Origin of the sequence: Pseudoteredinibacter isoporae (assembly GCF_011602085.1) — a bacterium.
In the GTDB taxonomy this organism is placed as follows: Bacteria; Pseudomonadota; Gammaproteobacteria; order Pseudomonadales; family Cellvibrionaceae; genus Pseudoteredinibacter; species Pseudoteredinibacter isoporae.
On sequence record NZ_JAAONY010000001.1, the window covers coordinates 1,574,112 to 1,596,469 of the forward strand.

General features: G+C 46.3%; 20 protein-coding genes and 1 pseudogene. 13 read left to right on the forward strand and 8 right to left on the reverse strand.

All coding sequences use genetic code 11. The annotated features are described in order from the left end of the window. Position 1 precedes the first annotated feature (1 nt). The 9 genes from G8768_RS06835 (at position 2) to G8768_RS06875 (ending at position 10,358) form a co-directional block, all read left to right on the forward strand. The gene (locus G8768_RS06835; protein ID WP_166849437.1) at positions 2 to 817 is read left to right on the forward strand and encodes a hypothetical protein; all 816 of its coding nucleotides are present in this window, start codon (positions 2 to 4) and stop codon (positions 815 to 817) included. 669 nt (positions 818 to 1,486) lie between these two features. Beyond that, positions 1,487 to 1,945 (forward strand): hypothetical protein, encoded by a 459-nt coding sequence (locus tag G8768_RS06840; protein ID WP_166849430.1) that lies wholly within the window; start codon positions 1,487 to 1,489, stop codon positions 1,943 to 1,945. A gap of 27 nt (positions 1,946 to 1,972) precedes the next feature. Then, positions 1,973 to 2,506 (forward strand): hypothetical protein, encoded by a 534-nt coding sequence (locus tag G8768_RS06845; protein ID WP_166849427.1) that lies wholly within the window; start codon positions 1,973 to 1,975, stop codon positions 2,504 to 2,506. 198 nt (positions 2,507 to 2,704) lie between these two features. After that, the gene (locus tag G8768_RS06850) at positions 2,705 to 3,325 is read left to right on the forward strand and encodes a MarC family protein (RefSeq protein ID WP_166849424.1); all 621 of its coding nucleotides are present in this window, start codon (positions 2,705 to 2,707) and stop codon (positions 3,323 to 3,325) included. Positions 3,326 to 3,578: 253 nt separating this feature from the next. Further along, positions 3,579 to 5,276, forward strand: a complete 1,698-nt coding sequence (locus tag G8768_RS06855; protein WP_166849421.1) for a YHYH protein — start codon at positions 3,579 to 3,581, stop codon at positions 5,274 to 5,276. A gap of 504 nt (positions 5,277 to 5,780) precedes the next feature. Next, positions 5,781 to 7,556 carry an acyl-CoA dehydrogenase C-terminal domain-containing protein gene (locus tag G8768_RS06860; protein ID WP_166849419.1) on the forward strand — a complete coding sequence of 592 codons (1,776 nt, stop codon included), beginning with the start codon at positions 5,781 to 5,783 and terminating at the stop codon, positions 7,554 to 7,556. A 210-nt stretch (positions 7,557 to 7,766) separates the two neighbouring features. Beyond that, on the forward strand, positions 7,767 to 9,299 hold the full coding sequence (locus G8768_RS06865; RefSeq protein ID WP_166849416.1) for a hypothetical protein: 1,533 nt from the start codon (positions 7,767 to 7,769) through the stop codon (positions 9,297 to 9,299). A 53-nt stretch (positions 9,300 to 9,352) separates the two neighbouring features. Next, positions 9,353 to 10,126 carry an exodeoxyribonuclease III gene (locus G8768_RS06870; RefSeq protein WP_166849414.1) on the forward strand — a complete coding sequence of 258 codons (774 nt, stop codon included), beginning with the start codon at positions 9,353 to 9,355 and terminating at the stop codon, positions 10,124 to 10,126. 40 nt (positions 10,127 to 10,166) lie between these two features. Next, positions 10,167 to 10,358, forward strand: a complete 192-nt coding sequence (locus tag G8768_RS06875; protein WP_166849412.1) for a DUF3094 family protein — start codon at positions 10,167 to 10,169, stop codon at positions 10,356 to 10,358. Positions 10,359 to 10,390: 32 nt separating this feature from the next. On the opposite strand, the gene G8768_RS06880 is transcribed toward G8768_RS06875, so the two are convergent. The 4 genes from G8768_RS06880 to G8768_RS06895 all read right to left on the reverse strand — a co-directional run bounded on the left by G8768_RS06880 (position 10,391) and on the right by G8768_RS06895 (position 15,701). Then, a complete protein-coding gene (locus tag G8768_RS06880; RefSeq protein WP_166849410.1) occupies positions 10,391 to 11,614 on the reverse strand; it encodes an EAL domain-containing response regulator in 1,224 nt (407 codons plus the stop codon). A gap of 389 nt (positions 11,615 to 12,003) precedes the next feature. After that, positions 12,004 to 12,312 carry a hypothetical protein gene (locus G8768_RS06885; RefSeq protein ID WP_166849408.1) on the reverse strand — a complete coding sequence of 103 codons (309 nt, stop codon included), beginning with the start codon at positions 12,310 to 12,312 and terminating at the stop codon, positions 12,004 to 12,006. A gap of 140 nt (positions 12,313 to 12,452) precedes the next feature. Beyond that, on the reverse strand, positions 12,453 to 14,975 hold the full coding sequence (locus tag G8768_RS06890; RefSeq protein ID WP_243749368.1) for a TonB-dependent receptor: 2,523 nt from the start codon (positions 14,973 to 14,975) through the stop codon (positions 12,453 to 12,455). Between the two features lie 441 nt (positions 14,976 to 15,416). Further along, the gene (locus G8768_RS06895; RefSeq protein ID WP_166849402.1) at positions 15,417 to 15,701 is read right to left on the reverse strand and encodes a DUF6471 domain-containing protein; all 285 of its coding nucleotides are present in this window, start codon (positions 15,699 to 15,701) and stop codon (positions 15,417 to 15,419) included. Positions 15,702 to 15,840: 139 nt separating this feature from the next. Here G8768_RS06895 and G8768_RS06900 point away from each other — a divergent pair, with 139 nt between their 5' ends. The 3 genes from G8768_RS06900 (at position 15,841) to bfr (ending at position 17,945) form a co-directional block, all read left to right on the forward strand. After that, entirely contained in the window at positions 15,841 to 16,755 is a 915-nt protein-coding gene (locus tag G8768_RS06900) for an SPFH domain-containing protein (protein ID WP_166849399.1), read from the forward strand. Between the two features lie 67 nt (positions 16,756 to 16,822). Continuing rightward, positions 16,823 to 17,284 (forward strand): NfeD family protein, encoded by a 462-nt coding sequence (locus G8768_RS06905; protein WP_166849396.1) that lies wholly within the window; start codon positions 16,823 to 16,825, stop codon positions 17,282 to 17,284. A 193-nt stretch (positions 17,285 to 17,477) separates the two neighbouring features. Next, positions 17,478 to 17,945 (forward strand): bacterioferritin, encoded by a 468-nt coding sequence (gene bfr, locus G8768_RS06910; RefSeq protein ID WP_166849393.1) that lies wholly within the window; start codon positions 17,478 to 17,480, stop codon positions 17,943 to 17,945. A 96-nt stretch (positions 17,946 to 18,041) separates the two neighbouring features. Here the strand turns inward: bfr and G8768_RS06915 are convergent, their stop codons facing one another. Then, complete coding sequence (locus tag G8768_RS06915) at positions 18,042 to 18,653, reverse strand: TetR/AcrR family transcriptional regulator (RefSeq protein ID WP_166849390.1); 612 nt, start codon at positions 18,651 to 18,653, stop codon at positions 18,042 to 18,044. Between the two features lie 350 nt (positions 18,654 to 19,003). Between G8768_RS06915 and G8768_RS06920 the strand changes: the two genes are divergently transcribed. Next, on the forward strand, positions 19,004 to 20,494 hold the full coding sequence (locus tag G8768_RS06920) for an N-acyl-D-amino-acid deacylase family protein (protein ID WP_166849387.1): 1,491 nt from the start codon (positions 19,004 to 19,006) through the stop codon (positions 20,492 to 20,494). A 6-nt stretch (positions 20,495 to 20,500) separates the two neighbouring features. On the opposite strand, the gene G8768_RS06925 is transcribed toward G8768_RS06920, so the two are convergent. From G8768_RS06925 to G8768_RS06935, 3 genes and pseudogenes are all read right to left on the reverse strand, one after another. After that, positions 20,501 to 20,977, reverse strand: coding sequence for a CPBP family glutamic-type intramembrane protease (locus tag G8768_RS06925; protein WP_166849384.1), 477 nt, complete (start codon positions 20,975 to 20,977; stop codon positions 20,501 to 20,503). 140 nt (positions 20,978 to 21,117) lie between these two features. Then, positions 21,118 to 21,522 carry a leucine-rich repeat protein gene (locus G8768_RS06930; protein ID WP_166849381.1) on the reverse strand — a complete coding sequence of 135 codons (405 nt, stop codon included), beginning with the start codon at positions 21,520 to 21,522 and terminating at the stop codon, positions 21,118 to 21,120. Continuing rightward, positions 21,519 to 21,857: pseudogene (locus G8768_RS06935) on the reverse strand (leucine-rich repeat domain-containing protein); the annotation flags it as partial. The pseudogene G8768_RS06935 and the gene G8768_RS06930, both read right to left, overlap by 4 nt. Positions 21,858 to 22,358 lie beyond the last annotated feature (501 nt).

A 22,358-nucleotide genomic window follows, 5' to 3' on the forward strand; every position in this document is an offset into this window, starting at 1 on the left:
AATGAATAAATTAAAAAGATATAAATTAGTACAGACAATTTTCCTATTATTTTGTTTATGTTTTTTTTCATCATGTACAAGTTTTCACGAAGAAATCGATAACTTGGGTGAGTTCTATTACAAAGTTTATATTAAGGAGGAGCCTTTTAGATTGCATGGGACGGGGCGGGGAGCATACAAGCGGGAGGTCTGCTCAAAGACTCAAAATAAGTGTTGGGAAGGGGCTAAGTTAATGGTTTGGCATACTAAAAGCCCTCGCTATAGTGAAGTGATGTTGGGGATGACTTATATTGTTGATGGAAAAACAGGGTTAGAAGTTAACTGTAAAAATTGTCTGAATGAAAAAAATAGAACTTCTGAATGGGCCTTTAATGCTATTGATTATCCAAGATGGAATAAGGACAACTCCCAAGTCTTAATTGCAGGGTTAAATAAAGAAACGGGGAGTGGGGAACTTTTTTTATTGGAACTCAATGATGGTGTTGGCAAAAAAACTCAGTTAAAAACATATAAAAGCGAAAACGGTGAATTTATAAAGCCAAAAAAAGTGTTGTTTTCACCGAATGGTGAGGGTGTGGCTTGGTTGTCCTGCTCTCCCATCTGCACCCTTATCGCGTACAATATACCTTCGGGTGTCCACACTGAGACAAAAACCCCATGCACCTTAAAGCAGAACTTGAGCGTGAAATGGGTTGGTGGTCGTGCGGTGCCCTCACACCGGAAAGCGGCTAGGAATTATAAAGATGTGAAATATATATGTGCGGGTGAAGATGGTAAGCCGCTCTATGAGTTTAATGAAAGTCGCTTTCCTAACTAATGGTTGTTTCTTCTGAGGTGTAAGGTTGAGTTTTAATAATCGGTTAGAATGTTTTTAGAGTGTGTAAATAAAACTGTATTGGCTATTCTATAATCCAAGTGAACCCTGATGTGATTTCCACATGGAAGTTGATTTTTTGTTGATATTTAGCGTTGTTCATTTCTTGCTTCGTATGGAAAAACCTGTTGGTTCACTTGCTTCTCTTCGGGTGCGTAGATACTCACAATTCATGCCGTGGTCTGTCTGGCGCCGCCTCAGATTTATCAAAAATAATAACAAGAGCACTTTGGCGACTGTCCTCAAGTTGTCATTTTGTGGGTAGGTGCAATGCTGGCTAAAGCTATAATTTAAGTTTCGCATTGATTTGATGGTTTTGTGGATCTTTAAATTAGTTCTAACGACCCATTTTAATAACTAAAAAATCACTAGTATTACCCTTTCATAAAATTCATTGAAAGATCGTGCGGCGTTGGATTTTACGTCTTTGTATGATCATTTTTCTAATGTTGTGAATGTAGCTCATGACCAGTTCCCGGAATTTTTATAATTCTATCTATTATCGAAATGCGGGTGAAACATGTTTTCTGTTAGAGTATTTTTTGTCTGATTTTATCATTTCTCCTTGTTTCCTGTGGTAGTTTGCCAGGAAAGTCCGAAGGTCGTGTTGTTTTGTCAAAAGTCAACATTGAAGATCTAAATCTGACTTTGTCCTTTAAGCAAAAAGTTGATCGCTATTTTACAGAAAGCGAAATGAGGAATTATCTCCTGAGCGGAATTAAAGGGCGGTTGAAAAAAGAAGGCATGTTGGGTGGCGCTGATGCTGCAAGTGTTTATATTAAGGTGAGTTACTATCGCAGTTTCTCCGGCGAGTTGACGCCATGGCCGAGCAAGTCAGTGACGCGTCCGATAATCAACTGGAGTATAAGGGTAAATAAAAATGGTAAGGAAGTTGATGCGGTCAGCAAGTCTGGGCAGGTTTACAATGGCGGCTTTCTGGGAAATTTAAAAACGGATTTTACAATGGACTTGGGGAATAATACGCAAGAAGCAGAGAATAGGTATCTGGATACTTTGGCAGATACCATTGCTCAGTGGATTGTTGATCGTAAGAAGACTCCAAGTCAATAAAATTTGAAATTATAGATTTTTAAATTCATGAAAAATCTTGGTTTAGTAACTTTTGTAATTGTTCTTTTGTCTGCCTTCTCATCAGTTAAACCTGACTACAGCCGCTATGTTGTTGGAGTCCCTGAAGCAGATGTTTTTCCTACGGACCGCTCTGAAAATGCTAAGGAGACTAGTATTATATATGCAGAATCAGGAATGTTGGGGAAACATCAATATATTGTATTGATAGAAGATCCAAAACACAAAAGCGATCATCCGGTTCAAGATGGTCGTGTAAGTTATTCTGAGGCAATTGATTTAATGTTAGGGAGTTCGGATAAGCTGGAAGGTTTGCAAGCTATGAAGCTCCCTTCTGGAGAGGTGGATCTTGTCTTTAATTGGGTCGGTTTTAATACAGGTTTTATTGGGGGCTATAAGGTTAGTTTTCCAGTAAGAGTATCTTTTAACGCGCAGGCAGGGAGAAGTTATATAATAGCTGCTGATGGATGGCCTTATTTCCCGGACTTTTATGTTAGGGACCTAAATATTAGTGAGAAGGTCGAAGCCAAATTCTCGAATTAGGGTTCACAGTCATTAGGTTTTAGATAGTATTTTTCTTGAGCTGTAGGCTTTGATTATCGATTTTCCGTTTAAGTTATATCAAAATGAGTGAGCAGTTTATTCTGGTATTCCACCTCGATGTTGTTTGAAGTTTGGATTAGCCCCTCATATATTGGATAATGCCTGTTAATAAAAGACTCGCAGAACCCAAGGTAAATCATGGACTATACAGAGCTCGTCAAAGTATTCGGCGCATTCTTTGCGATTATGAATCCATTTGTAAACCTGCCTATTTTTCTCGTGATGACAGAGGACGTTGAACAGTCTGAACAAAGGCGGCTTGCTCTGAAGATTGCCTGTTATTCTGTGTTTATGTGCGTGGTGATTCTCGTGGCCGGGCAAGCCATATTGAATTTCTTTGGGGTGTCGATTGATGACTTCCGGGTTGCGGGTGGGATTGTGTTAGCCTCCATCGCCTGGTCGATGCTTCATGGAGGGCAATCAGCTTCCCATCACGGTTCTGCCTCGGAGAAAGAAGAGCTTTCAAGTTTGAGCGTGATGGCCTTTTATCCGATGACGTTTCCAATGATTGTCGGGCCTGGCACTATTGCGACGATTATCATTTATGCGGCGCATGCAACAAATTATATTCAGAGTCTGGAAATCGCTGCTGTTCTTCTGGTGATTTTGTCGCTTCTATTTATTGTTTTCTATAATGCCTCTTCGATTGGCAAGGTCCTTTCTCAAAGTGTACGTCTCATTATGAACAGGCTGATGGGGATGATACTTCTGGCTATTTCTGTAGAGATGGTGTTTTCAGGAGCGAAAGCGCTTTTGTAACTGATTTTCTGAGCATTTTCATGGTGTTTGGAGGAAGTCGATTTTCAATGGCTTTTGAACGGCCGCGTTTGTCATGATGCTACTTATTCTGCTCGAAAAGTGAAGTTAATCCTCACAATATGAAGTTTTTGTGTAGTTTGTTGATTTCACTGTTTCCCAGTGTTTCTATTTCTCTATCGGAGATTTAAATCTTAATCCAGTTGCCTTTGACTGTCGTCAATGGTTGAGGTAATCCTTTGTCCAGGGTGAGTCTATGAACCGTGTGCTAAAACCCCTCCTATTTTGTGTCGGTGCAGGCATGGCATTTGATGTTATTGCACATGGGTATCATCCAGATGTCAGCATTGATGAGCAAAGTAAGCAGGCGACGATTCGATCTGAGGCCGCTGTTATCAGTGAAGAAACCAATACTCGTCTGATTGAGGCCGATGCCATACCAGATCATGATACTGGACAGTTTCCCAATGCCAGCAATCCAAACAGTATCAGCGCGCAGAACTTGGTCTATCGATTAAGTTTGAGGCCGGAGCGCTACATTCGAGTCTTGGATGGTGATTTAAACACCTTTGGCGTGGCGGTAAACGGTGTCCCTTTTGATCCCGCTGCGGCGGAGTACTACCAGAATGATCGTATTAATGGTTGGCGTTATGAGGCTACGGGTGATGGCATCAACTTGGGTTTGGATCAGCACAACGCTCATGTACAACCGAACGGTACTTATCACTATCATGGTATTCCTCATGGATTGTTGGAAAATTTAAATGAACAGGCTGGGCGTCATTCGCCACTAATAGGTTGGGCAGCTGATGGGTATCCCATTTATGGTCGGTATTCTTACAGTGACCCCGATGACGCGAATAGTGCTATTAAAGAAATGAGCAGCAGTTATGCGCTGAAAACCGGAGCCCGCCCGAATGACAGCAGTAATCCGGGCGGGGTGTACGATGGCAGTTTCGTGGAAGACTATGAATATCAGGCCAAGCTAGGTGATTTGAATGAATGCAATGCACGTCTGACGGTCACTCCGGAATTTCCCAACGGTACCTATGCCTATTTTATTACGGAGGATTACCCGGTTATTCCTCGTTGCTGGATTGGTATTCCCAACGAATCATTTTTACGGCAGGCTGTCGATACTCGCCCTTACCTTGGTAAAAGTTCTTCCGGAGCCTGGTATAACCTGAATCGCGATGGTGAAGGTTTTTTGGTAGAAATGAATGAAAGCAATTTTCTTGATAATCAGTTGAATGCCTATTGGTTTACCTACAACCAGCAAGGTGATCCTTTGTTCATTTTCGGGGCAGAAAACTACAATGACGATGATGAAAAAATCACAGTCACGGCATACACCGCTGATGGTACTCGCTGGGGTGAAGCTTTCGACAGCAGCACTGTGCAACGTAGTGAATGGGGAAATTTGAGTTTCTCTTTTGATGGCTGCAACAGTGGTCAGGTGGAATACGATGGGCAGCTGGCTGGGTTTGGCAGTGGGCAGTTTGATATCAGTCGCCTCACGGCCGTCTTGGGTACCGGTTGTTTTGAAAAGGTAGGCGATAACAGTAGCACTGAAGCTTCGGGCACTTGGTACAACACCTCTCGAGATGGTGAAGGGCTAATGGTACAGGCCTTGAGTGGCAATCGTCTGAATATCTATTGGTTCAGCTATCGTCCGGATGGTGTGCCGGTCTATATTTCGGGTGTTGGAGAGACTGACCCTGAAACCCAAAAGACGGTGGTCGATGAGGCTTATATAACCGAAGGTGCTCGTTTCGGTGAGCTGTTTGACAGTAATGAGGTCCAGCGTATTCCATGGGGCACTTTGAATTTTGAGTACTTTGATTGTCAAAACGCTCGGGTCAGTTATGAATCGAGTGACTCGGAATATGGTTCCGGAGAGCATTTGCTGACCCGGCTTTCAATTAATGAAGGTTCAGCTTGTGGAAAGCAATAGGATTAAAACGGTTTTTAAGTGGTTCGAATCGGTATAAAACGATCTGCGAACTCTCAAATCTTACCCGCCGGCACTGGGAGTAAACAAACTTGCTCCTTTGCATATTACCTGGATTGGCGCTTGATCAGGGAATAACACTTGAAGTTGTCTTAGGCGTTTCACCGGTAATCATTATCATTGCGCAAAGTTAGCCGTCTTGAAATCTAGACAAAACCCCACCTTCGAACAAAACCGCCAATGATTCTGTGTTTCTGTCAGTGTCTCCTTCTATTCATATAAGTTATTGATACTTATATGAATATCAATGATTCTGTGGTCTTTCAGACCTGAAAAATGTCGTGTGAAGCCGGAATTCGCAATCGCTATCGTCATTGACTTTCGCTCCCCATCTGGGTAATTTCAAACACCTGTTTGAATGACCAGTTTGTCATTGTCACTTGGCTGTATTGTCAGGGGCGCTAAACTGGTACATAACTACCCGATAATTAACGTGAGAGATGCCCCATGGCCGAGTATCAAGCCCCCCTGAAAGACATGCACTTTGTGCTGAAAGATGTGTTCGAAACCGAGAAGTTGTGGTCAGAGCTGCCTGGCTTGGCGGGAGCTGTGGACATGGATACCGCCGATGCCATTATGGAGGAAGCGGCCAAGATCGCAGGTGAGGTGGTGGGGCCACTGAATCGAGAAGCGGACGAGCAGGGCTCGCGCTGGAATGAGGGTGAAGTGACAGCTCCGGATGGCTTTAAAGAAGCCTATGCGACCTTCTGTGAGGGTGGTTGGAATGGCCTGGGCGGGAACCCTGAATACGGCGGCATGGGGATGCCCAAAACGCTCACGGCTCATGTTGAGGAAATGCTTCAGGGGGCTTCGATTTCTTTTGGTCTGGCGCCTATGTTGACGGCGGGTGCCTGCTTATCGATCGATGCTCACGCCAGCGACGAGCTAAAAGACAAATATCTGCCAAATATGTACTCCGGTCAGTGGGCCGGCGCAATGGATCTTACGGAACCTCATGCCGGGACCGATTTGGGGATTATTCGCAGCAGCGCGAAAGAGAATGGCGATGGCAGCTACACCATTAATGGTAATAAGATTTTTATTACCTGGGGTGAGCACGACATGGCCGAAAACATTATCCACTTAGTATTGGCGCGCCTGCCGGATGCACCGAAAGGTCCGAAGGGCATTTCTCTGTTCCTGGTGCCGAAGTTAATGGTGAATGATGATGGCTCTTTGGGTGAGCGCAATGGTGTGAGCTGTGGTTCCATTGAGAAGAAGATGGGCATTAAGGGCTCGGCCACTTGTGTGATGAATTTTGACGATGCCAAGGGCTGGTTAGTCGGCGAACCCAATCAGGGTTTGGCCTGTATGTTTACCATGATGAACTATGAGCGCCTGGTCGTTGGTATTCAGGGGTTGGGCGCTGCTGAGCGTTCCTGGCAGTCAGCTATCGAGTATGCTCGCGAGCGTTTGCAGAGTCGTTCTCCAAATGGTGCTGTCGCTCCAGAGAAAGCTGCTGATCCAATTATTGTTCACCCGGATGTGCGTCGTATGCTTTTGACCATGCGCGCTTACACGGAGGGTTCTCGTGCGCTGAACCATTACACAGCGATGTGGTTGGACAAGTCGAAATTTGCCGAAGGTGAAGAGAAGAAGCAGGGCGCTGCAATGATGGCTTTGCTGACGCCGGTCACAAAAGCGTTCGTTACGGATAAAGCTTTGGATTGCACCGTGCTTGGGCAACAGGTGTTTGGCGGTCACGGTTATTTGCGTGAGTGGGGTCAGGAACAACTGGTTCGCGATGTTCGCATTTGTCAGATCTATGAGGGTACGAATGGCGTACAGGCGATGGATTTGATGGGGCGTAAAGTGGCGGCCAATGGCGGGCAATTTGTTGAGTTGTTTGCTGAGGACATTAAAGAGTTCATTGCTGGTTGTGATGACAATATGTCCGAATTTGTTCCTGCATTGGAATCAGCGCTGGCAGGTTTGCAGGAGTCAACTCAGTGGGTGCTGGATAAGGCGGGTGATGACCCTGCGATGATTGGTTCTTCTGCTTACGACTATCTGCATCAGTTCGGTCACGTTGCCCATGCGTACATGTGGGCGCGGATGGCAAAGGCAGCCATGGCCAAGCAGGGCAGTGATGAATATTACGATGGCAAGTTGGCTGTCGCGCGTTTCTTTTATTCTCGTTTGTTGCCTCAGGCGAATACTCACAAAGAGAATATTCGCGCAGGCAGTGAGCCTGTGATGAGTTTGGCCGCTGAATTGTTCTAAGTTCACTTCCATCTCTTTTAGAAAAGCCCCGCAATGCGGGGCTTTTTTGTGTCTGGCCTTATCATCATGGCTCTCTAATTGATAAAGGTTCGAAGGCAGCGATTCAATTCAATAGCAGCCATCGTAATTTCCCTGTTAGGTGGAACTGTTTTGATTTGTGGTAAGCTATATTCTTACACAGACAATGCACACGGATAAAAGGGAAGGTCGATGTCTGCTATAGGAAGGTGTTTAAGGTATCTGCTGATTGCCATTCTGGTTTGTCTCTGCTTTATTGTTGTTTGGATTTTCATGGGTTCTATCGACGCTGAAAGTTATGAAGACTACGGCATGGAATCGGATTACCAAGCGTTTATAAAAAAGAAAGCCCTGTCAAACGGTTCGAAACATATTTCCTTTTTACAAGAACGGGCATTTACGATATTTGCCAATGCCAAGGATCGTTATGCGCTCCAAACCTACTTGAGTAATTTGCGTTGGGAGAGATCGCGTGTTGAATCGTATAGAGAGCTTGGGCGTGATAAGTTGCCTGCTGTTTTAAAGTCACTGGAGGAAAAGCATTACGTTGTTTCTGGCATTAATTATGCGGATTTGAGAAACATCTTCTCATTGCGTGGTGCTGAAGATTTATCTTTGCTGTTGCTGCTTGAATCCCAGTGGCAATTCTTTGAAGAGCAGTCCATAGATAAGGCCTACCAATACCTCCTGGCAGCGATGAAAATCAATGTTCGTTTTGCAGAGCTAATCGAAGAAGGTTATGTAGGATTCAGTAGCGCATCGCACATGCGTGCTCATATTTATCCCTGGTTTGCTTACCTCTGCCAACAACTTGATAAAGACCAGTTGAATGACCTAAAACGTCAACTCACACAATGGAATCAACGTTATGAAGTCGCGCTTGAGCTGGTGTACACGGGGGAAATTATGACGAGCAAGCGTTATATGGAATCCGATGTGATGCAAAAGAGTGTGTTAAGTCGACCGGGTTTTCCTAAAAACGGCAGTCCCGGTTGGGTTCCAGTAAGTTGGGAGCAAAGAAAGTTATATCTTTGGGATTTTTTCTATGGGCTACTATCAGCCGATTACAGTGATAACGAAAGCGTTCGCCTGTTTTTAGCGGATTATTTTCCACGGTACTTTTATCACAAAAATCGAGGTTTGAATCGCTACGCCGCTCATCTCGCCAAGCGTCGAGACAGTGTTCTCAAACTCTGCAAAGATAAAAACGTTGGAGATTTAAAAAGCATGGAAGAATTGAGCCTTGAATACAAAGAGAGGCTACGTATTCCCTGGTACAAAAACGACATGAGCCGATATGATTCTTTTGAGCTATCCAGAGAAAGTTTGGAGCGATTTCATAACAGCGAGTGTATGTCTCGCCAATGGAATCAGGTTTTTGCTGCTCGACTTGGGCTTGCGTTGTATCAGCGTGAGCACCGTGATCTTCCTGAGACTCTTGAGCAGCTTTACCCAGTCTATGTGTCTGAGCTTCCTCAAGACCGTTTCAGCGGTGGAACCCTCGGGTATTCAAAAGAAAAGGCCTGGTTGTATTCAAGCGGTGCTGATTTCCAAAATGGTGGTGGGAGTGCCGATGCGTTGGTGAGCAACCGTGGACGCTGCTTTGAGCAACCCTGTAGAAATAACCCCACATACCCCCTCTATATAAAACAGCCTTTTCCATTATGGCCTCGCCCCGACTCAGCCAAGCGGGAATATCAATGGGAAGCACACGGAAAGCTTTAAAATAAGCCTGTGATTTGTTCTAATTCTCTCTTTTCTTTCGGGGGAGTTCCGCTATGCGGATTATGAGCTTTAATGCCAATGGCATCCGCGCGGCGGCGCGCAAGGGTTTTTTTGAATGGTTCGCTGCTCAGGATGTGGATGTGCTTTGTGTGCAGGAAACCAAAGCACAGGAGCTTCAGCTCGATGATGAGGTGTTTTTCCCGGAAGGATACCATCGCTTTTTATTCGATGCCGAGAAAAAAGGCTATAGTGGCGTTGCCATTTATTCCAAAGTAAAGCCCCGAGAAGTCACTCGCGGCCTGGGCTGGGATCCTGCAGATAATGAAGGGCGTTGGATTGAAGCACGCTTTCGAAATGTAACGGTGATCTCTTTGTATATGCCCTCCGGCTCAAGCTCTGAAGCTGCACAAGAGAAAAAGTACCGCTTTCTGGATTTGTTTGAGGCGCGTTTACAGGAAATGATGGCCTCAGGCGAAAAATACATTATTTGTGCCGACTGGAACATTTGCCACAAGGAAATTGACCTTAAGAACTGGCGGGGCAATCGTAAAAACTCAGGCTTCTTGCCAGAGGAGCGGGCTTGGTTAGATAAAATCTACGATGATTTTGGCTGGGTCGATGTATTCCGCGAGCTTACTGATGAAGAGGTTTATACCTGGTGGTCAAATCGCGGACAAGCCTTTGCCAAGGACGTGGGATGGCGTTTGGACTACCATGTGGTTACCCCCAATATTGCCAAGAAGGCCTACGACTGGCATATTCAAAGAGAGCCTCGTTTTTCCGACCACGCACCGATGTGGATCGACTATAAATTAGTACTGCGTTAGCTTGTGAGCTGAAGATTGATAACAAATCAGGCGAGATAAGATGAATAATAATGATGAGCCGAAACTGAGTCCGGAAGATCAAGCCAAAGTGGATAAGTTTGTATCCACTGGTGTGAACAGTGTTGAACGTAAGCCCTTTCGCCCTTTGTATCTTTTGGTCATGGTGATAATTGTGCTGACGATTCTTAGTGGTGTCAGTTACTGGATTGCTATGGATGCCGGCCTGGTTTAAGAGCCGCTCACAGGCATGAAATGCGCCTGTGTTCAGGTTTGAACCCTGATGTCCGAGGTTCTCAATCTCGGCAGTTTGGATTCGATCCAGGGCATAAAGTCCCTTGCTGGCATTGGGCGCGAAATATAAAACCCCTGGGCAATGTCGCATTGCAAATTGCTCACCATTTCCCAATCCGATTGATGTTCAACACCTTCGGCGACACATTTCAATTTGAGCTTTTTCGCCAGATCCACGGTGGCTTCCAGAATTCTACGGCTGGCCTCATTGTCGCTGGCGTATTTAATAAAACTGCGATCAATCTTTAATTCATTAAATGGTATTTGCTGAAGCTTATCGAGGGACGAGTGGCCGGTGCCGTAATCATCAATGGAAAGCTGAAAGCCTCTTAATCGAAGTCTGGAGAGAATATCAATACTGGTGCCGACATCCTCAAGCATGCTGGCTTCGGTTAACTCAATGATCAGATTCTTTGGCTGAATGCCATGATATTCCGCCATTGCACACAGTACATCAGGAAGGTCCAGGCGATTCAAATGCAGTGGAGAGATGTTGATGGATAAACTGATGTCTACGCCTTTGGATTGCCAGCGGCCCAGCTGTGCGCAGCAATAGTCCAGAATATAATGCCCGATCAACTGTATAAAACCATGCTTCTCGGCCAGCGGAATGAAATGTTCAGCTGTGATCAGCCCTTTACTAGGGTGTCGCCAATGCGCCAGTGCTTCGGCGCCAATCAGCCGTCCACTCTTCACACAAATTTGTGGTTGAAAATACGCTTCAATTTCTTTGTTAAGAATGGCTTGGCGCAGTTCGGAAATGCTGATAGCAGGGTGATCGCTTTTAAGCTCCAACTCAAAGTTGGCATTGTATTTTTCCAACAGTTTTTCGATGCGGGATTTAGTCAGCGGTTTAAACAAGGCGCCAAGAAATTGCAGCCCTTGTTCTCTCGCCAGATGACTAATGCTGTTGGTAATCCTTGGGTCTTCATCGCTTACCAGAATGACCGCGCTGTCGATATTGAGTTGGTGGAGGTGTCGAATCAGTTCGATGCCATCAACACCCGGCATATTGATTTTGGAAAAGACAATATCGAATGTGGAATCGGGTTGGAGCATTTTTAGTGCCAAGCTTGCTGTATTGCACTGTGATATATGTTGAAAACCTATAGCAAGTAGCTGCCGCCGTAACGTCAGAAGCGTGTTGGGGTCGTCATTTACAATTAAGCAGCGTAGGGCAGTAAAACCGTTTTTCATGATTATGCTTCCAGCAAGCTTATAGCTTGTAATCTGCGCTACCCGGTGTCTAGAGATGTTGCGAAGGTACTGAGTGGTCCGGATAAGGTTTCGGAAAGCAATGCCTGCTCATTATTGCAAGTCGGGTTACCAAATTCGGCTGGTGGGTAGAACGTCTTGTTAGACCGATTTTAAAAACCGGATATCTCTTATTAAGACTTAGTATCGACCTCTTTGTTCTTTTCGAGAAGGGAAAAGCCGCATCTGAGTGGAAAACGGTCTCAAAGAACCAAATTTCTATCCTATTTTATTGATTCTCAATAAGACTTAAGGATGAGAATGAGCTGCCAAAGTGATGAAATATTCAATTTTATGGGTAGTAAGAAAGTACAAGATTCGAGCTTGTGTTGTTAGCTGTCTTGCCAGACCCAACGGATAGGGTCTCCGAAATCGTCTTTGAGAAGAATCTTTTTGGGCTTGCGTTTAGCGACCGGGGTTTTACTGACCTGACGACGGGCATCAATGGCTTTTACGACTTCAACGACCGGAGTTCGGCTTTGCACCTGGCGCGGGCTGAAGCTGTTCTGAATGGCTGCCCCGTCTGGCAAGCCGCTGACGCCTTTTTGAAACTGAACCACTTCACCGCCCCGACTGAGGAAGCTCTCAATCTGGTTCTCGATCTCAGCGCGGATCTGGGCTTTGGTTTTTGCCGTTTTCACAGTGGGGCCAGTGTTCAATTCAAAGCGCTAATTATAGCACTATTGGGGGAAATCCACCGTTAATCTTGGCTAATTAGTGTACGGAACTAAAAAAGCGGCCCGTAGGCCGCTTGAATGACAGGAGATGTCACTTACAACGTTTAGAAACGGAATTTCGCTTTGGCGTAGAACACACGACCCAGTGGGCTATGCTGCTTAGGGTCATAGCTGTAGTTCGCAGCGTCGTATACACGCGGCGGCTCTTCGTCCAGCAGATTCTTGATACCAAAGGTCAAAGTGGTTTCGGAATCATCCGTAAAGCCCAAAGGCAGGTTAATGCTGTAGTTCGCATCCAGAGTAATGTAGGAATCAATGCTCTGGCTTTCATCTGCAGGTACCGCGCGAGTGGTTTCGTAGCTTGAGATGTAGTTCAGCACCAGGTTGGCTCGCTGATCTTCATCAATCCAGCTGAGAATCGCATTGGCTTTGGTTTCCGGCAATGAACGTGCGAAGTTGTCATGGTTGAAGAAACCTGCCGCTTCCACGGTACGGCCGTCCGCCAGGGTCAGGTCGTAGTTAAGGAAGTGGGATAAGTTAGCCTTCACTGACCAGGCATCGCCCAAGCTCCAGATGGCTTCGAAATCCAATCCATCCACTTCCACTTCAGAAGAGTTGAAGTAGCGAGTGTTGATGCCAATCAGCTGGCCGCTTGGAGTACGAATGACATTAGGATCATTCGGGTTGGCGATCACAATACCCTGGGCACTCTGTTGAGTGATCAGGTCTTCATAATCCACACGCCAGTAATCCAGTTTCAGCTCCAGATCTTCGGTAGGCTGGAAGATCAGACCCAAGTTGTAGTTAGTGGATTCTTCCGGCGTCAGATCTTGTGCACCTTGAGAGGCAACGCGGATAAAGGCAACGCCCCCTTTGGGTGTACCGTCTGGATTGAAATCCTGAATACCTTGCAGACTCACGGCGGTGGCATTCAGTTGGGACAGGGAGGGCTCACGGAAGGAGGTCGATACCGATGCACGTGCAATCCACTGATCGCTGATCTGCCAGCGCATGGCCAGTTTTGGATCAACGCTACTGTCGTTATCGAGTTTCTCGTAGCGTACTGCGGCGGTGACTTCCAGGTCGTCGGTGACAGGCAGTTTGGTTTCAGCAAACACCGCGTAACTGCTGCGATCCGTTTTAACTTCGGAAACACCACCGAGGAAAATCAGATCAACCGGGATGGGGTTGCCATTGGCGTCGAAGCGAATTTCATAGAGATCGTCGGTTTCGACTTCATAATTTTCCTGACGAGCTTGCACACCAAACGCGAAGCCCGCGCTGCCGCCTGACATTTCAAACAGCTCTCCGGCTACAACGGCATCCCAGACCATAAGATCGGTCGTGCGGCGTGTGTCGGTATCGTAAGAAATGTAGTCAATCAGCTCCTGGCTGTTGTTGGCGGGATTAAACGGATCAAAGAATTGATCACCATTTGGTCCACCTTGACCAACCAGTGCGGCATTCAGGCGAGACTGAATGGTGTCCGGTTGAATTTGACGGTATTTGTTTTCTGAATAGGTCAGGGCTGTGTCATAGGACCAGCCGTTTTCAAATTCTCCGGTCAAATTAAGGGAGAAGCGGCGGTTGTCATTTTCACGCGGCGCATTAGGCGATGGGAAGTCGGCACCGAGTGGGCGACCCAACCATACCACCGGCGCACCAAAGGGGTTGCCTGGGTGATTCGGCAGAATGACCGGGAAGGCCAAGTAAGGGTAACTGGGCGACTGGGGGTTGTCTTCCACATTATTGTTTGCCCAACCCGCTTCAGCGAACAGGGTCATGCCATTATCGAATTCGTGGGTCAGATTTGTGTAAAGCTGACGACGGTGTTCCGTGTTGACCAAGTTAAAGCGCGGGCCGTAATGGAAGCCGCAGCGTGCTCCGCTTGGTTGTGGAATAAGTACACCGCCCGTGGTGTTGGTACAACCGGCAAGGGGAACATTTTCAAACTGTCCGTAGCTGCCAGCGTAAGGTCCGTCTGCAACCGTTACTGGTGCAACGGGCAAGAAGGTTGAGTACAGGGTACTGATGGCGTTGTCTGCGAGTTCCGGGCGCTGGGCGACACTCAGTGGTGTGCGGTCCAGAAAGTGGCCGGATATGGTCACGTGGGTTTTGTCGTTACCGCCGCCCCAGATAAAGCCGATGTCTCGGTCTTCCTGGTCATCGTCATGGGTGGTCTGGTAGCCCACATTGACTTCCATGCCTTCAAAGTCTTTGCGCAGGATAAAGTTCACAACACCCGCGATGGCATCGGAGCCATAGGTAGAAGCGGCACCTTCCTTTAAAACTTCGACACGTTCCAGCGCTTCTGCGGGAATGGTACTGGTGTCTACAAACACGCTGCCGTCGTTGGTCAGTGAACCGGAAATGGTTTGTCGACGGCCGTTAATCAGAACCAGAGTTGAACTCAAGCCTAAGCCGCGAAGGTTAACGTTGGATGTACCCTGAGTGGAGCCTTGGGTAAATGAATCGGATTGGTTTTCAGAACCTGAACTGATCGCCAGTTTGGCAATCACATCGGCAACGGTGGTTGCACCAATTGCGTCCAGGTCTTCGCGACCCATGACTTGCACGGGGACTACAGCATCACCGGGACTGCTCTTGATATAAGAGCCAGTTACCATGACTTCTTCTAATTCTGGTTCTCCTGCTGAGTTTTGATCTTGGCCCCAGCCGGTTTGTGAAAGGCTTAATGTGACCATAGAGACTGCTAATGGAAGCAGCTTTTTACGGGCGTGAGTGTGTATCGACACGTTGGATTTCCTCCGCAATTATTATACTTATGTAGCGAAGTCATCTGTCAGATGACTATTACAGACGGTGCGCTGCAATGAGGTCAGTGTAATAAAAGCGTGGGGCAGTGAATACGGGTTTCTCCTGACTATCACCCCGGCTTATTGGTGGATATATACCCAATTGATAAAAACGGGGGGAAGTGACAATAAACAGGCAAAAAAGACATACAAATCCACTCTGGAATAACTTTATTTTCTATCTTTAATTTCGTTTATAAATAAAAAATCTAATTGCCCTTTCTTTAGCTTGTTGATTTAAGCGACAGATGCCTAAACTTTCTTTTGAAGGTCAGAACGCACTTGTTCATAGATATTGCTGAGCTGGTCCATATCCAATTGCTTCACATCCATGGCCATCAGCAAATGCAGAAACAATGGCGTACCGAGTTTTCCGGTGGTCATCTTGACGCGCAGATTTCCTTCAGATTGCTCAACACCGGCATCGGCCAGTCTCTTGCTCAACTCGCGATAATCCAGACCACGCATATTCTTCTCCATGGCGAAATAACGTCGAATGGTTTCATTCATTTCCGGGCTATTAAATATTTTGCTCATTTTTCGTACACTCCAAAATGATTTAAGTGTCATTATTGTTAATTATACTTAACAATAATTGCTTTTAAATTATTTTTCTCATAGTATTCATCTCGCGTTAATAATATGTAACAAATTACATTAATAAAGGGCTAATGTTATGTTTGATGCGAGTATTTTTGTATGGGCTTTATTGGCGTTTGGCCTGGTTCTCATCTTTAAAGGTGTGCGTCAGGTGCCTCAGGGTGAAGAGTGGACTGTCGAGCGATTTGGTAAATACACCCGAACTTTAAAGCCGGGCTTGCGATTGATCGTGCCATTGGTGGACGGCATCGGTCATAAACAGATCGTGATGGAGCAGGTATTGGATGTGCAACCACAGGAAGTGATCTCGGCAGACAATGCCATGGTGACGACCGATGCGGTTTGCTTTTATCAGGTTCTGGATCCGGTGAAGGCTTCCTATGAGGTGAATAACCTGGAGCGTGCCATGCAAAACCTGGTAATGACGAACATTCGTGCCGTACTGGGTTCTATGGAGCTGGATGCCATGTTGTCGAATCGGGATTCCATCAACACTGCTCTGTTGACCAAAGTCGATGAAGCAACCAATCCCTGGGGGATCAAAGTCACACGTATTGAAATCAAGGATATTACGCCGCCACGTGACCTGATTGAGTCGATGGCAAACCAGATGAAGGCCGAGCGTGAAAAACGTGCGCAGATTTTATTGGCCGAGGGTGAGCGTGAAGCGGCGATTAACGTCGCAGAAGGTGAAAAGCGTTCCCAGATCTTGAAAGCCGAAGGTGAGCGTCAGTCAGCGTTCCTGGAAGCGGAGGCTCGTGAGCGTGAGGCTGAAGCCGAGGCGAAAGCGACTCAGATGGTGAGTGTCGCGATTGCCGAAGGTGATGCCAAAGCCATTAACTACTTTGTGGCGCAAAAATATGTCGATGCCCTGGGCAATATCGCCGGAGCCGACAATGCCAAGGTCATCATGATGCCTTTGGAAGCCTCAAGTGTCATTGGTTCGGTGGCAGGCGTCAAGGACCTTCTGGACGCAGGCAAGTCAGTCTAACCCCTTCAAGCAAGCAGGCCCCGTTCGGGGCCTGAACGTTTATAAGCATTACAATCGAGGTATAACAATGGAAGCGATACAATTTATAGCCGATATGAATTTTTACCACTGGCTCACTCTGGCGGCCGTTCTTTTGATAGCCGAGATTGCTTTACCCGGCGGTTTTTTTCTCGGGGCCGCAGTCGGTGCCTTGTTTACCGGTTTTATTCATTTACTCATGCCTGACATGGGCTGGCAGCTTGCCCTTGCTATTTATTCGATCAGTTCGGTTGTCTTCAGTTTTCTGGCGGTTAACAAAATGCGGGGTATTCTGGACTTTCAATCGGACCATGAGGATCTCAACAACCGGATGGCCAATCTGGTTGGAGCCCAAGGTGTGGTGATGATGATTCCGGGGCAGCCCAGCAAAGTGAAAGTCGGTGATACCTTATGGGGACTTGAACCCGACGAGCGTTTTTACGACCAGGCGCCTGTCACTGTCGTGGCAGTGGACGGCACTAACGCGATATGCCAGTTGGCTGACGATTAATCCAGCTGAGCGCATTCGGGGTGGAGCGGCTGTGGTACTGCAATCATGGAGCAAACCGAAAAACGAATAAGATACACTCTCGAATGCGCTTGATAATCAATTGTAAGCTTATGATTTATAAGGAAAAACTGGAGTTTTTTTGAATTTGGCGCTATGCTCCGCAGAATGGAAAATTTCATCTAAAGGTGCTCCTATGCAAGGTGATAGCGCAGTCATTGATTGGCTTAACAAATTACTCGAATACGAACTGACGGCCGTCGATCAGTATTTTATTCACTCCCGCATGTATGAAGACTGGGGGCTCACCAAACTTTATGAGCGCATTGGTCACGAACGCGATGATGAGTTGGGCCATGCTGATTTGTTAATTCGCCGCATCCTGTTCCTTGGGGGTGTACCGAATATGGCGAAACGCTCACCGATGAATATCGGTAAGGACGTGCCTGCTATGCTGCAAAGCGATCTGGATTTGGAAATCCACGTCGGGAATGAGCTGAAAGAAGCAATGGCTTATTGTGAGTCGGTAAAAGATTATGTGACTCGCGACATCATGCTGAAAATGCTGGATGATACCGAGGTGGATCATGAGTACTGGCTGCGACAGCAGTTGGGTTTGATCGACCGAATGGGTTTACAGAATTATCTTCAATTTGTTGCTTAATATTTTGGGCCTGTTTATCAGGCCCATTTCTTTTTTATCCGCGTTTTATCGCTACCTTTCAATCGGATTTTCAAAATCCTGTTCTTGTTCACTTCCCTAATCGACAACGCCTTCCAAAAAACTATCCACAAAATCTGAAACCAGCAATTTGGATTCGCTTTTACTGGATGCAAGGACGACACGAGTCAAACCGTCGACGAGTTCCATCATCAGAAACAAATGTCGACGCAGCTTTTTCTTCTCCAGGTGAGGCTGGGTTTTTAGGATATAGTCTGCCCAGATTTCAGCGTTCTTCTTTGATTCCGAGATTTCCAACTGTGAAATCTCCGGGTCGGTATGTAGGGCGCAAAAAAGCCGAATCCGAAACGGTTCCTCTCTGTGCAGTTCACAGTATTCCTGCAAAGCTTCTTTAAGCTTACCTCTGGCGGACGTTGGGTTTTCAGACAATGTGTCAATTAAGCGCTGACGATTCTGCTTGAACATGTCGCTGGCCATGGCGTAAATCAGGGCCTGTTTGTTGTCAAAGTAGCGGTACAGTGCGGCCTTGGTCATGCCTGCGGCATCAGCGATTGCTGTCATGCTGACAGCTTCAGTACCGCGTGAGCCGAACAATGATGCGGCTGCGCTATGAATGGCCTGCAGGGTCGCTTTGCTGCGATCTTGTTCAGGTGTTCGACGAATTCTTAAGGATTCCGAGGATCTCGACATAGTGATTGTTTGGCTGCAGTGTTCTTTATCGATCTTTTCCAATGAATGTTATCTCAGGCTTCAATCTAATTAAAGCTGCGCAGGGCAGTAAGTGAGTTTTGGGCAGGCGTTGACAGGGATTGGAGGATTGGGTAATTTTAAACGTGACTATTGGTAGCGTTTTGGTGGTTGTGGTAAATCAGGCAATGGAAATCCATTGTCTGATTCTGCTTAGTCTGCTTGGCGTATAAATGGATAATAATTAAATCTATCGAGTATTTGTGATGAGTGTTTCTTCTGAGACAAGTTTTTGCTTGCAGGGTGGATTCGTTGTAGATGGATCGGGCCGGCCACCTTTTCAGGCGAATGTATTGATTGATCAAGGCAAAATTATCGATATTTCTCAGGAGTTTATCGCAGGGGCAGGGCAGCATATTGATTGTACTGGTAAATACATCGCCCCGGGATTTATCGATGCCCATTCCCATATGGACTATTATGCCGCGACTGAGAATCCCGAATTTTTTGATTCCTTCACTCGCCAGGGGATTACCTCGTTTATAGGAGGAAACTGCGGCTTCAGCCCCTGCGCCGCCAAAAAGGATGGTCCTCACAAGCCCCTTTTGGACAATACCTTGTTTGAAGTCCCCAGCGACAAAAGTGTGGTGATGGATGACCTTCATTGCTTTGATCAAACCCTGGCCCAAAGCGATATTGAACATGGTTTTTATTCCATGGTTGGGCATGGCAGTTATCGAACATCCATTTCCGGGTATGAAGCTCGAGACTTGAATGAGTCTGAAGAAGAATTATTGTTTCAAAAACTGGAAGAAGCTCTTGGTAAAGGTGCTATCGGTATTTCCTTAGGTTTGCAGTACAAGCCCGGTGTTTTTGTATCGCGAGATGAAATTATTAAAGTCGCCAAGCTGTGTAAGAAACACGGAAAAGTCATGGCCGTTCACGCGAGAGCTTTTTCGAAATTGTCCGGCACTTATCCCCTTAAACCCTTTGGTCGAGCACACAATCTGCTTGCCATTGAAGATATGATCAGCGTTGCGGAAGAAACCGGTGTCAGGCTTCAGTTTTCCCACTTGATTTTTGTAGGCAAGCAAACTTGGCAAACCGCCGCAGAAGCCTTGGATCTGATTCAAAACGCTCGGGAACGAGGCGTTGATATCTGTTTTGATATTTTTCCTTACGATTGCGGCGCCACACTTCTCAATACTATGTTCCCGGATTGGTTTATGGCAAGCATGCCGGCAGCGGCAACATCAATGCTTGCTCGCCTCAGGTTGAGAGCGGAGCTGGAAGTTGGTTTTCGCCTGGTGGGTTTTTCCTACGGTGATATTGTTGTCAGCTATGCAGCTTGCGAAGAATATGACGGGATGGAAGGCAAGAGCATCTCTGATATTGCTAAACTGAAACAACAAAGTAAGTTTAATACCTTGCTGGACATTTTGGGGAAAAGCAATAGTCAAGCGAGGGTGCTCAACAACGCTTACTATGGACCGGGCCACATTGAAACCCTGATGAAAAACCCGGCGGTGCTTTTTTCGACTGATGCCTGGCCGGAGTTGCACGGCCTTCAAAACCCGGCGGCCTTTGGTTCTTTTCCCAGATTCCTGCAACTCTCCAGGGAGCAAAAAAATATTTCTTTGGAGAACTGTATTCGGAAGATGACGGGTGCCACTGCTGATCGTTTTGGTATTAGCGGTGTGGGTTATTTAAAAGAAGGCTATCAGGCTGATGTGGTTGTGTTCGATCAAAGTGCAGTTTCTGATAATACATCGGCTGAAGATCATTCTGCTGCACCTGTAGGGATTGAACAGGTGTACATAAAAGGCAAGCGAATGTCTCTTTAAAAAGGCTTAAAGCCGAACCAGAGCCGTGCTCAATAGTGCATAGGAAATCGCGGTGGCACTTGCAGACAGGAAAACCCCTATCTGGTTCTTACTGCGAATATACAAATAAGTTAGACCCAAGCTGGCAATGCCTGCTCCAAATGCATTGAGCATCGAACTGTACAAAGTGTGTTCCAAAGTAAACAGTACGGATACAAAGCCGATAATAATAAATGGGTTCTTTGTGGATTTTTGTAAAACCCACACAATCAGCACCTGAAAGATCAGAGTTTCAAGAACCGGAAACAATATATTCAGTTCAATTTTCACATTCGTATCAGGATGGCTCAACCAGCCATTGAAGACTTGCCAGTAATCGTGATTTGAATAAATCAGGGTATTTGCGGCAAATACATAGGCAAGCTCGTATACCGTAATCAAGAGATAACAGAATGGAAAACCGACCATGCAGTGGCCAAGAAAAAGTGGAATGTCTCTGTACATATTGCCCCTCCGCTTGAGAGAGGTAACTGTAGTTGGCTGGCCACAGCCGCCTCAATGGGCAAAAAGTCAGTTGTTTGAAGAATGGCCTTAGGTCGTTGGGATTATCTTCTGGTTTTTAGCACTCTTCGAAAATTGAAGTCTTACAATGCCCGACGTGTGCTCCAACCCCCGATAAGCAGAAATAGCAGGGTTAATGCCGCTAAATGAACGACTGGTACAGCCGGAACCGCCTGACTCGTGGCAACGGGGCGAGCGACCGGCGTTGGTGTGATGCCATTGATATCACTCCCCGGCCAGCCACTTGTATCCCCATAGTAGGTGATCGTCGTCAGTAGTGGGCTATGGGCGAAGCTGGCAAGCGGACCTGATTCGAGAAGTGTCGGGCGATCACCTTCAAAATGAATCGTCGTGGTCGGGTTTACTGCAAAAGCAAACGCTTGAATGTCCGTCACACTTGCAGGTATCACGAGGCTGCTCAATAAATTATTTGCAAAGGCGGCCTCACCAATATCAGAGAGCCCATTGTTCAAGGTAAGGCTGATCATGTTGTTCTCGGCAAAGCTTGTGGGCCAATACTGGCAATCCCTGCAGGAAGAGTCAGACTTGTTAAAGCATTGGAGCCGAACATTGCTGCGGGAATATGGCTCAGCCCAGAAGGCAGGGTGAAGCTGCTGATGTTATTCCCGGTAAACACTTGAACCGCAATGGTGGTGACGCTATCGGGAATGTCAATGCTGCCGAGATTGTTGCTGACAAAGGCCCGTAAACCCAAAGTGCTTAAGCTATTCGGTAGGCTAATGCTGCTTAAACTGTTATCGCGAAATGCTTCTTCGGCAATAACAAGCAATCCGTTGGGTAAAGTTACTGAGGAAAGGTTGGCGCTTTCGAATGCGTGTCACCGATTTCTGTAACCGGTTTTCCTGGGGCGCTGGCGAGATTGCCAGGAATATTTAAATTGGCCGGGCAAGTGCCGCCGGTGCAACCGTCGATTCGCAAAGTGCTGCCTAGATCGGTGAATTCAAGCCCTGAGCCAGGATCACTCGCTGCATGGTTGTTAAAACAGATTGAGACTAGAAGGCAACAAGTGGCCGTTAAATAAAGGGATTTAAACATACTGCAACTCAGTAAAGATCAATCTGGTTTTAAATTGTCAGTGTGAGGATGAGGTTTTAGATGCAATGTCAGCCGAATCCGTGCGAACTCTATCTATTTATTAGTCAAGTATATAGGAAGATAGTTTGATGTTTTAAAAGTCGAACATTCTTTTAGCTTGTTTTTTCATCTCAGGATAGATCTTTAATTTGTTGGGCTGTGATGAAAAGTCCAAGTAAATAACTTGAGAGTTCAAGACAAATTTACCGAACTCAATTTCTTTGAATGG

Coding starts and splice junctions, on each gene's coding strand:
- G8768_RS06875 (WP_166849412.1), top strand. CDS start 10,167: ATGAATAATAATGATGAGCCGAAACTGAGTCCGGAAGATCAAGCCAAA.
- G8768_RS06930 (WP_166849381.1), bottom strand. CDS start 21,522: ATGATCAGCCTTACCTTGAACAATGGGCTCTCTGATATTGGTGAGGCC.
- G8768_RS06890 (WP_243749368.1), bottom strand. CDS start 14,975: ATGGTAACTGGCTCTTATATCAAGAGCAGTCCCGGTGATGCTGTAGTC.
- G8768_RS06915 (WP_166849390.1), bottom strand. CDS start 18,653: ATGTCGAGATCCTCGGAATCCTTAAGAATTCGTCGAACACCTGAACAA.
- G8768_RS06865 (WP_166849416.1), top strand. CDS start 7,767: ATGTCTGCTATAGGAAGGTGTTTAAGGTATCTGCTGATTGCCATTCTG.
- bfr (WP_166849393.1), top strand. CDS start 17,478: ATGCAAGGTGATAGCGCAGTCATTGATTGGCTTAACAAATTACTCGAA.
- G8768_RS06900 (WP_166849399.1), top strand. CDS start 15,841: ATGTTTGATGCGAGTATTTTTGTATGGGCTTTATTGGCGTTTGGCCTG.
- G8768_RS06905 (WP_166849396.1), top strand. CDS start 16,823: ATGGAAGCGATACAATTTATAGCCGATATGAATTTTTACCACTGGCTC.
- G8768_RS06870 (WP_166849414.1), top strand. CDS start 9,353: ATGCGGATTATGAGCTTTAATGCCAATGGCATCCGCGCGGCGGCGCGC.
- G8768_RS06845 (WP_166849427.1), top strand. CDS start 1,973: ATGAAAAATCTTGGTTTAGTAACTTTTGTAATTGTTCTTTTGTCTGCC.
- G8768_RS06860 (WP_166849419.1), top strand. CDS start 5,781: ATGGCCGAGTATCAAGCCCCCCTGAAAGACATGCACTTTGTGCTGAAA.
- G8768_RS06880 (WP_166849410.1), bottom strand. CDS start 11,614: ATGAAAAACGGTTTTACTGCCCTACGCTGCTTAATTGTAAATGACGAC.
- G8768_RS06850 (WP_166849424.1), top strand. CDS start 2,705: ATGGACTATACAGAGCTCGTCAAAGTATTCGGCGCATTCTTTGCGATT.
- G8768_RS06855 (WP_166849421.1), top strand. CDS start 3,579: ATGAACCGTGTGCTAAAACCCCTCCTATTTTGTGTCGGTGCAGGCATG.
- G8768_RS06835 (WP_166849437.1), top strand. CDS start 2: ATGAATAAATTAAAAAGATATAAATTAGTACAGACAATTTTCCTATTA.
- G8768_RS06925 (WP_166849384.1), bottom strand. CDS start 20,977: ATGTACAGAGACATTCCACTTTTTCTTGGCCACTGCATGGTCGGTTTT.
- G8768_RS06895 (WP_166849402.1), bottom strand. CDS start 15,701: ATGAGCAAAATATTTAATAGCCCGGAAATGAATGAAACCATTCGACGT.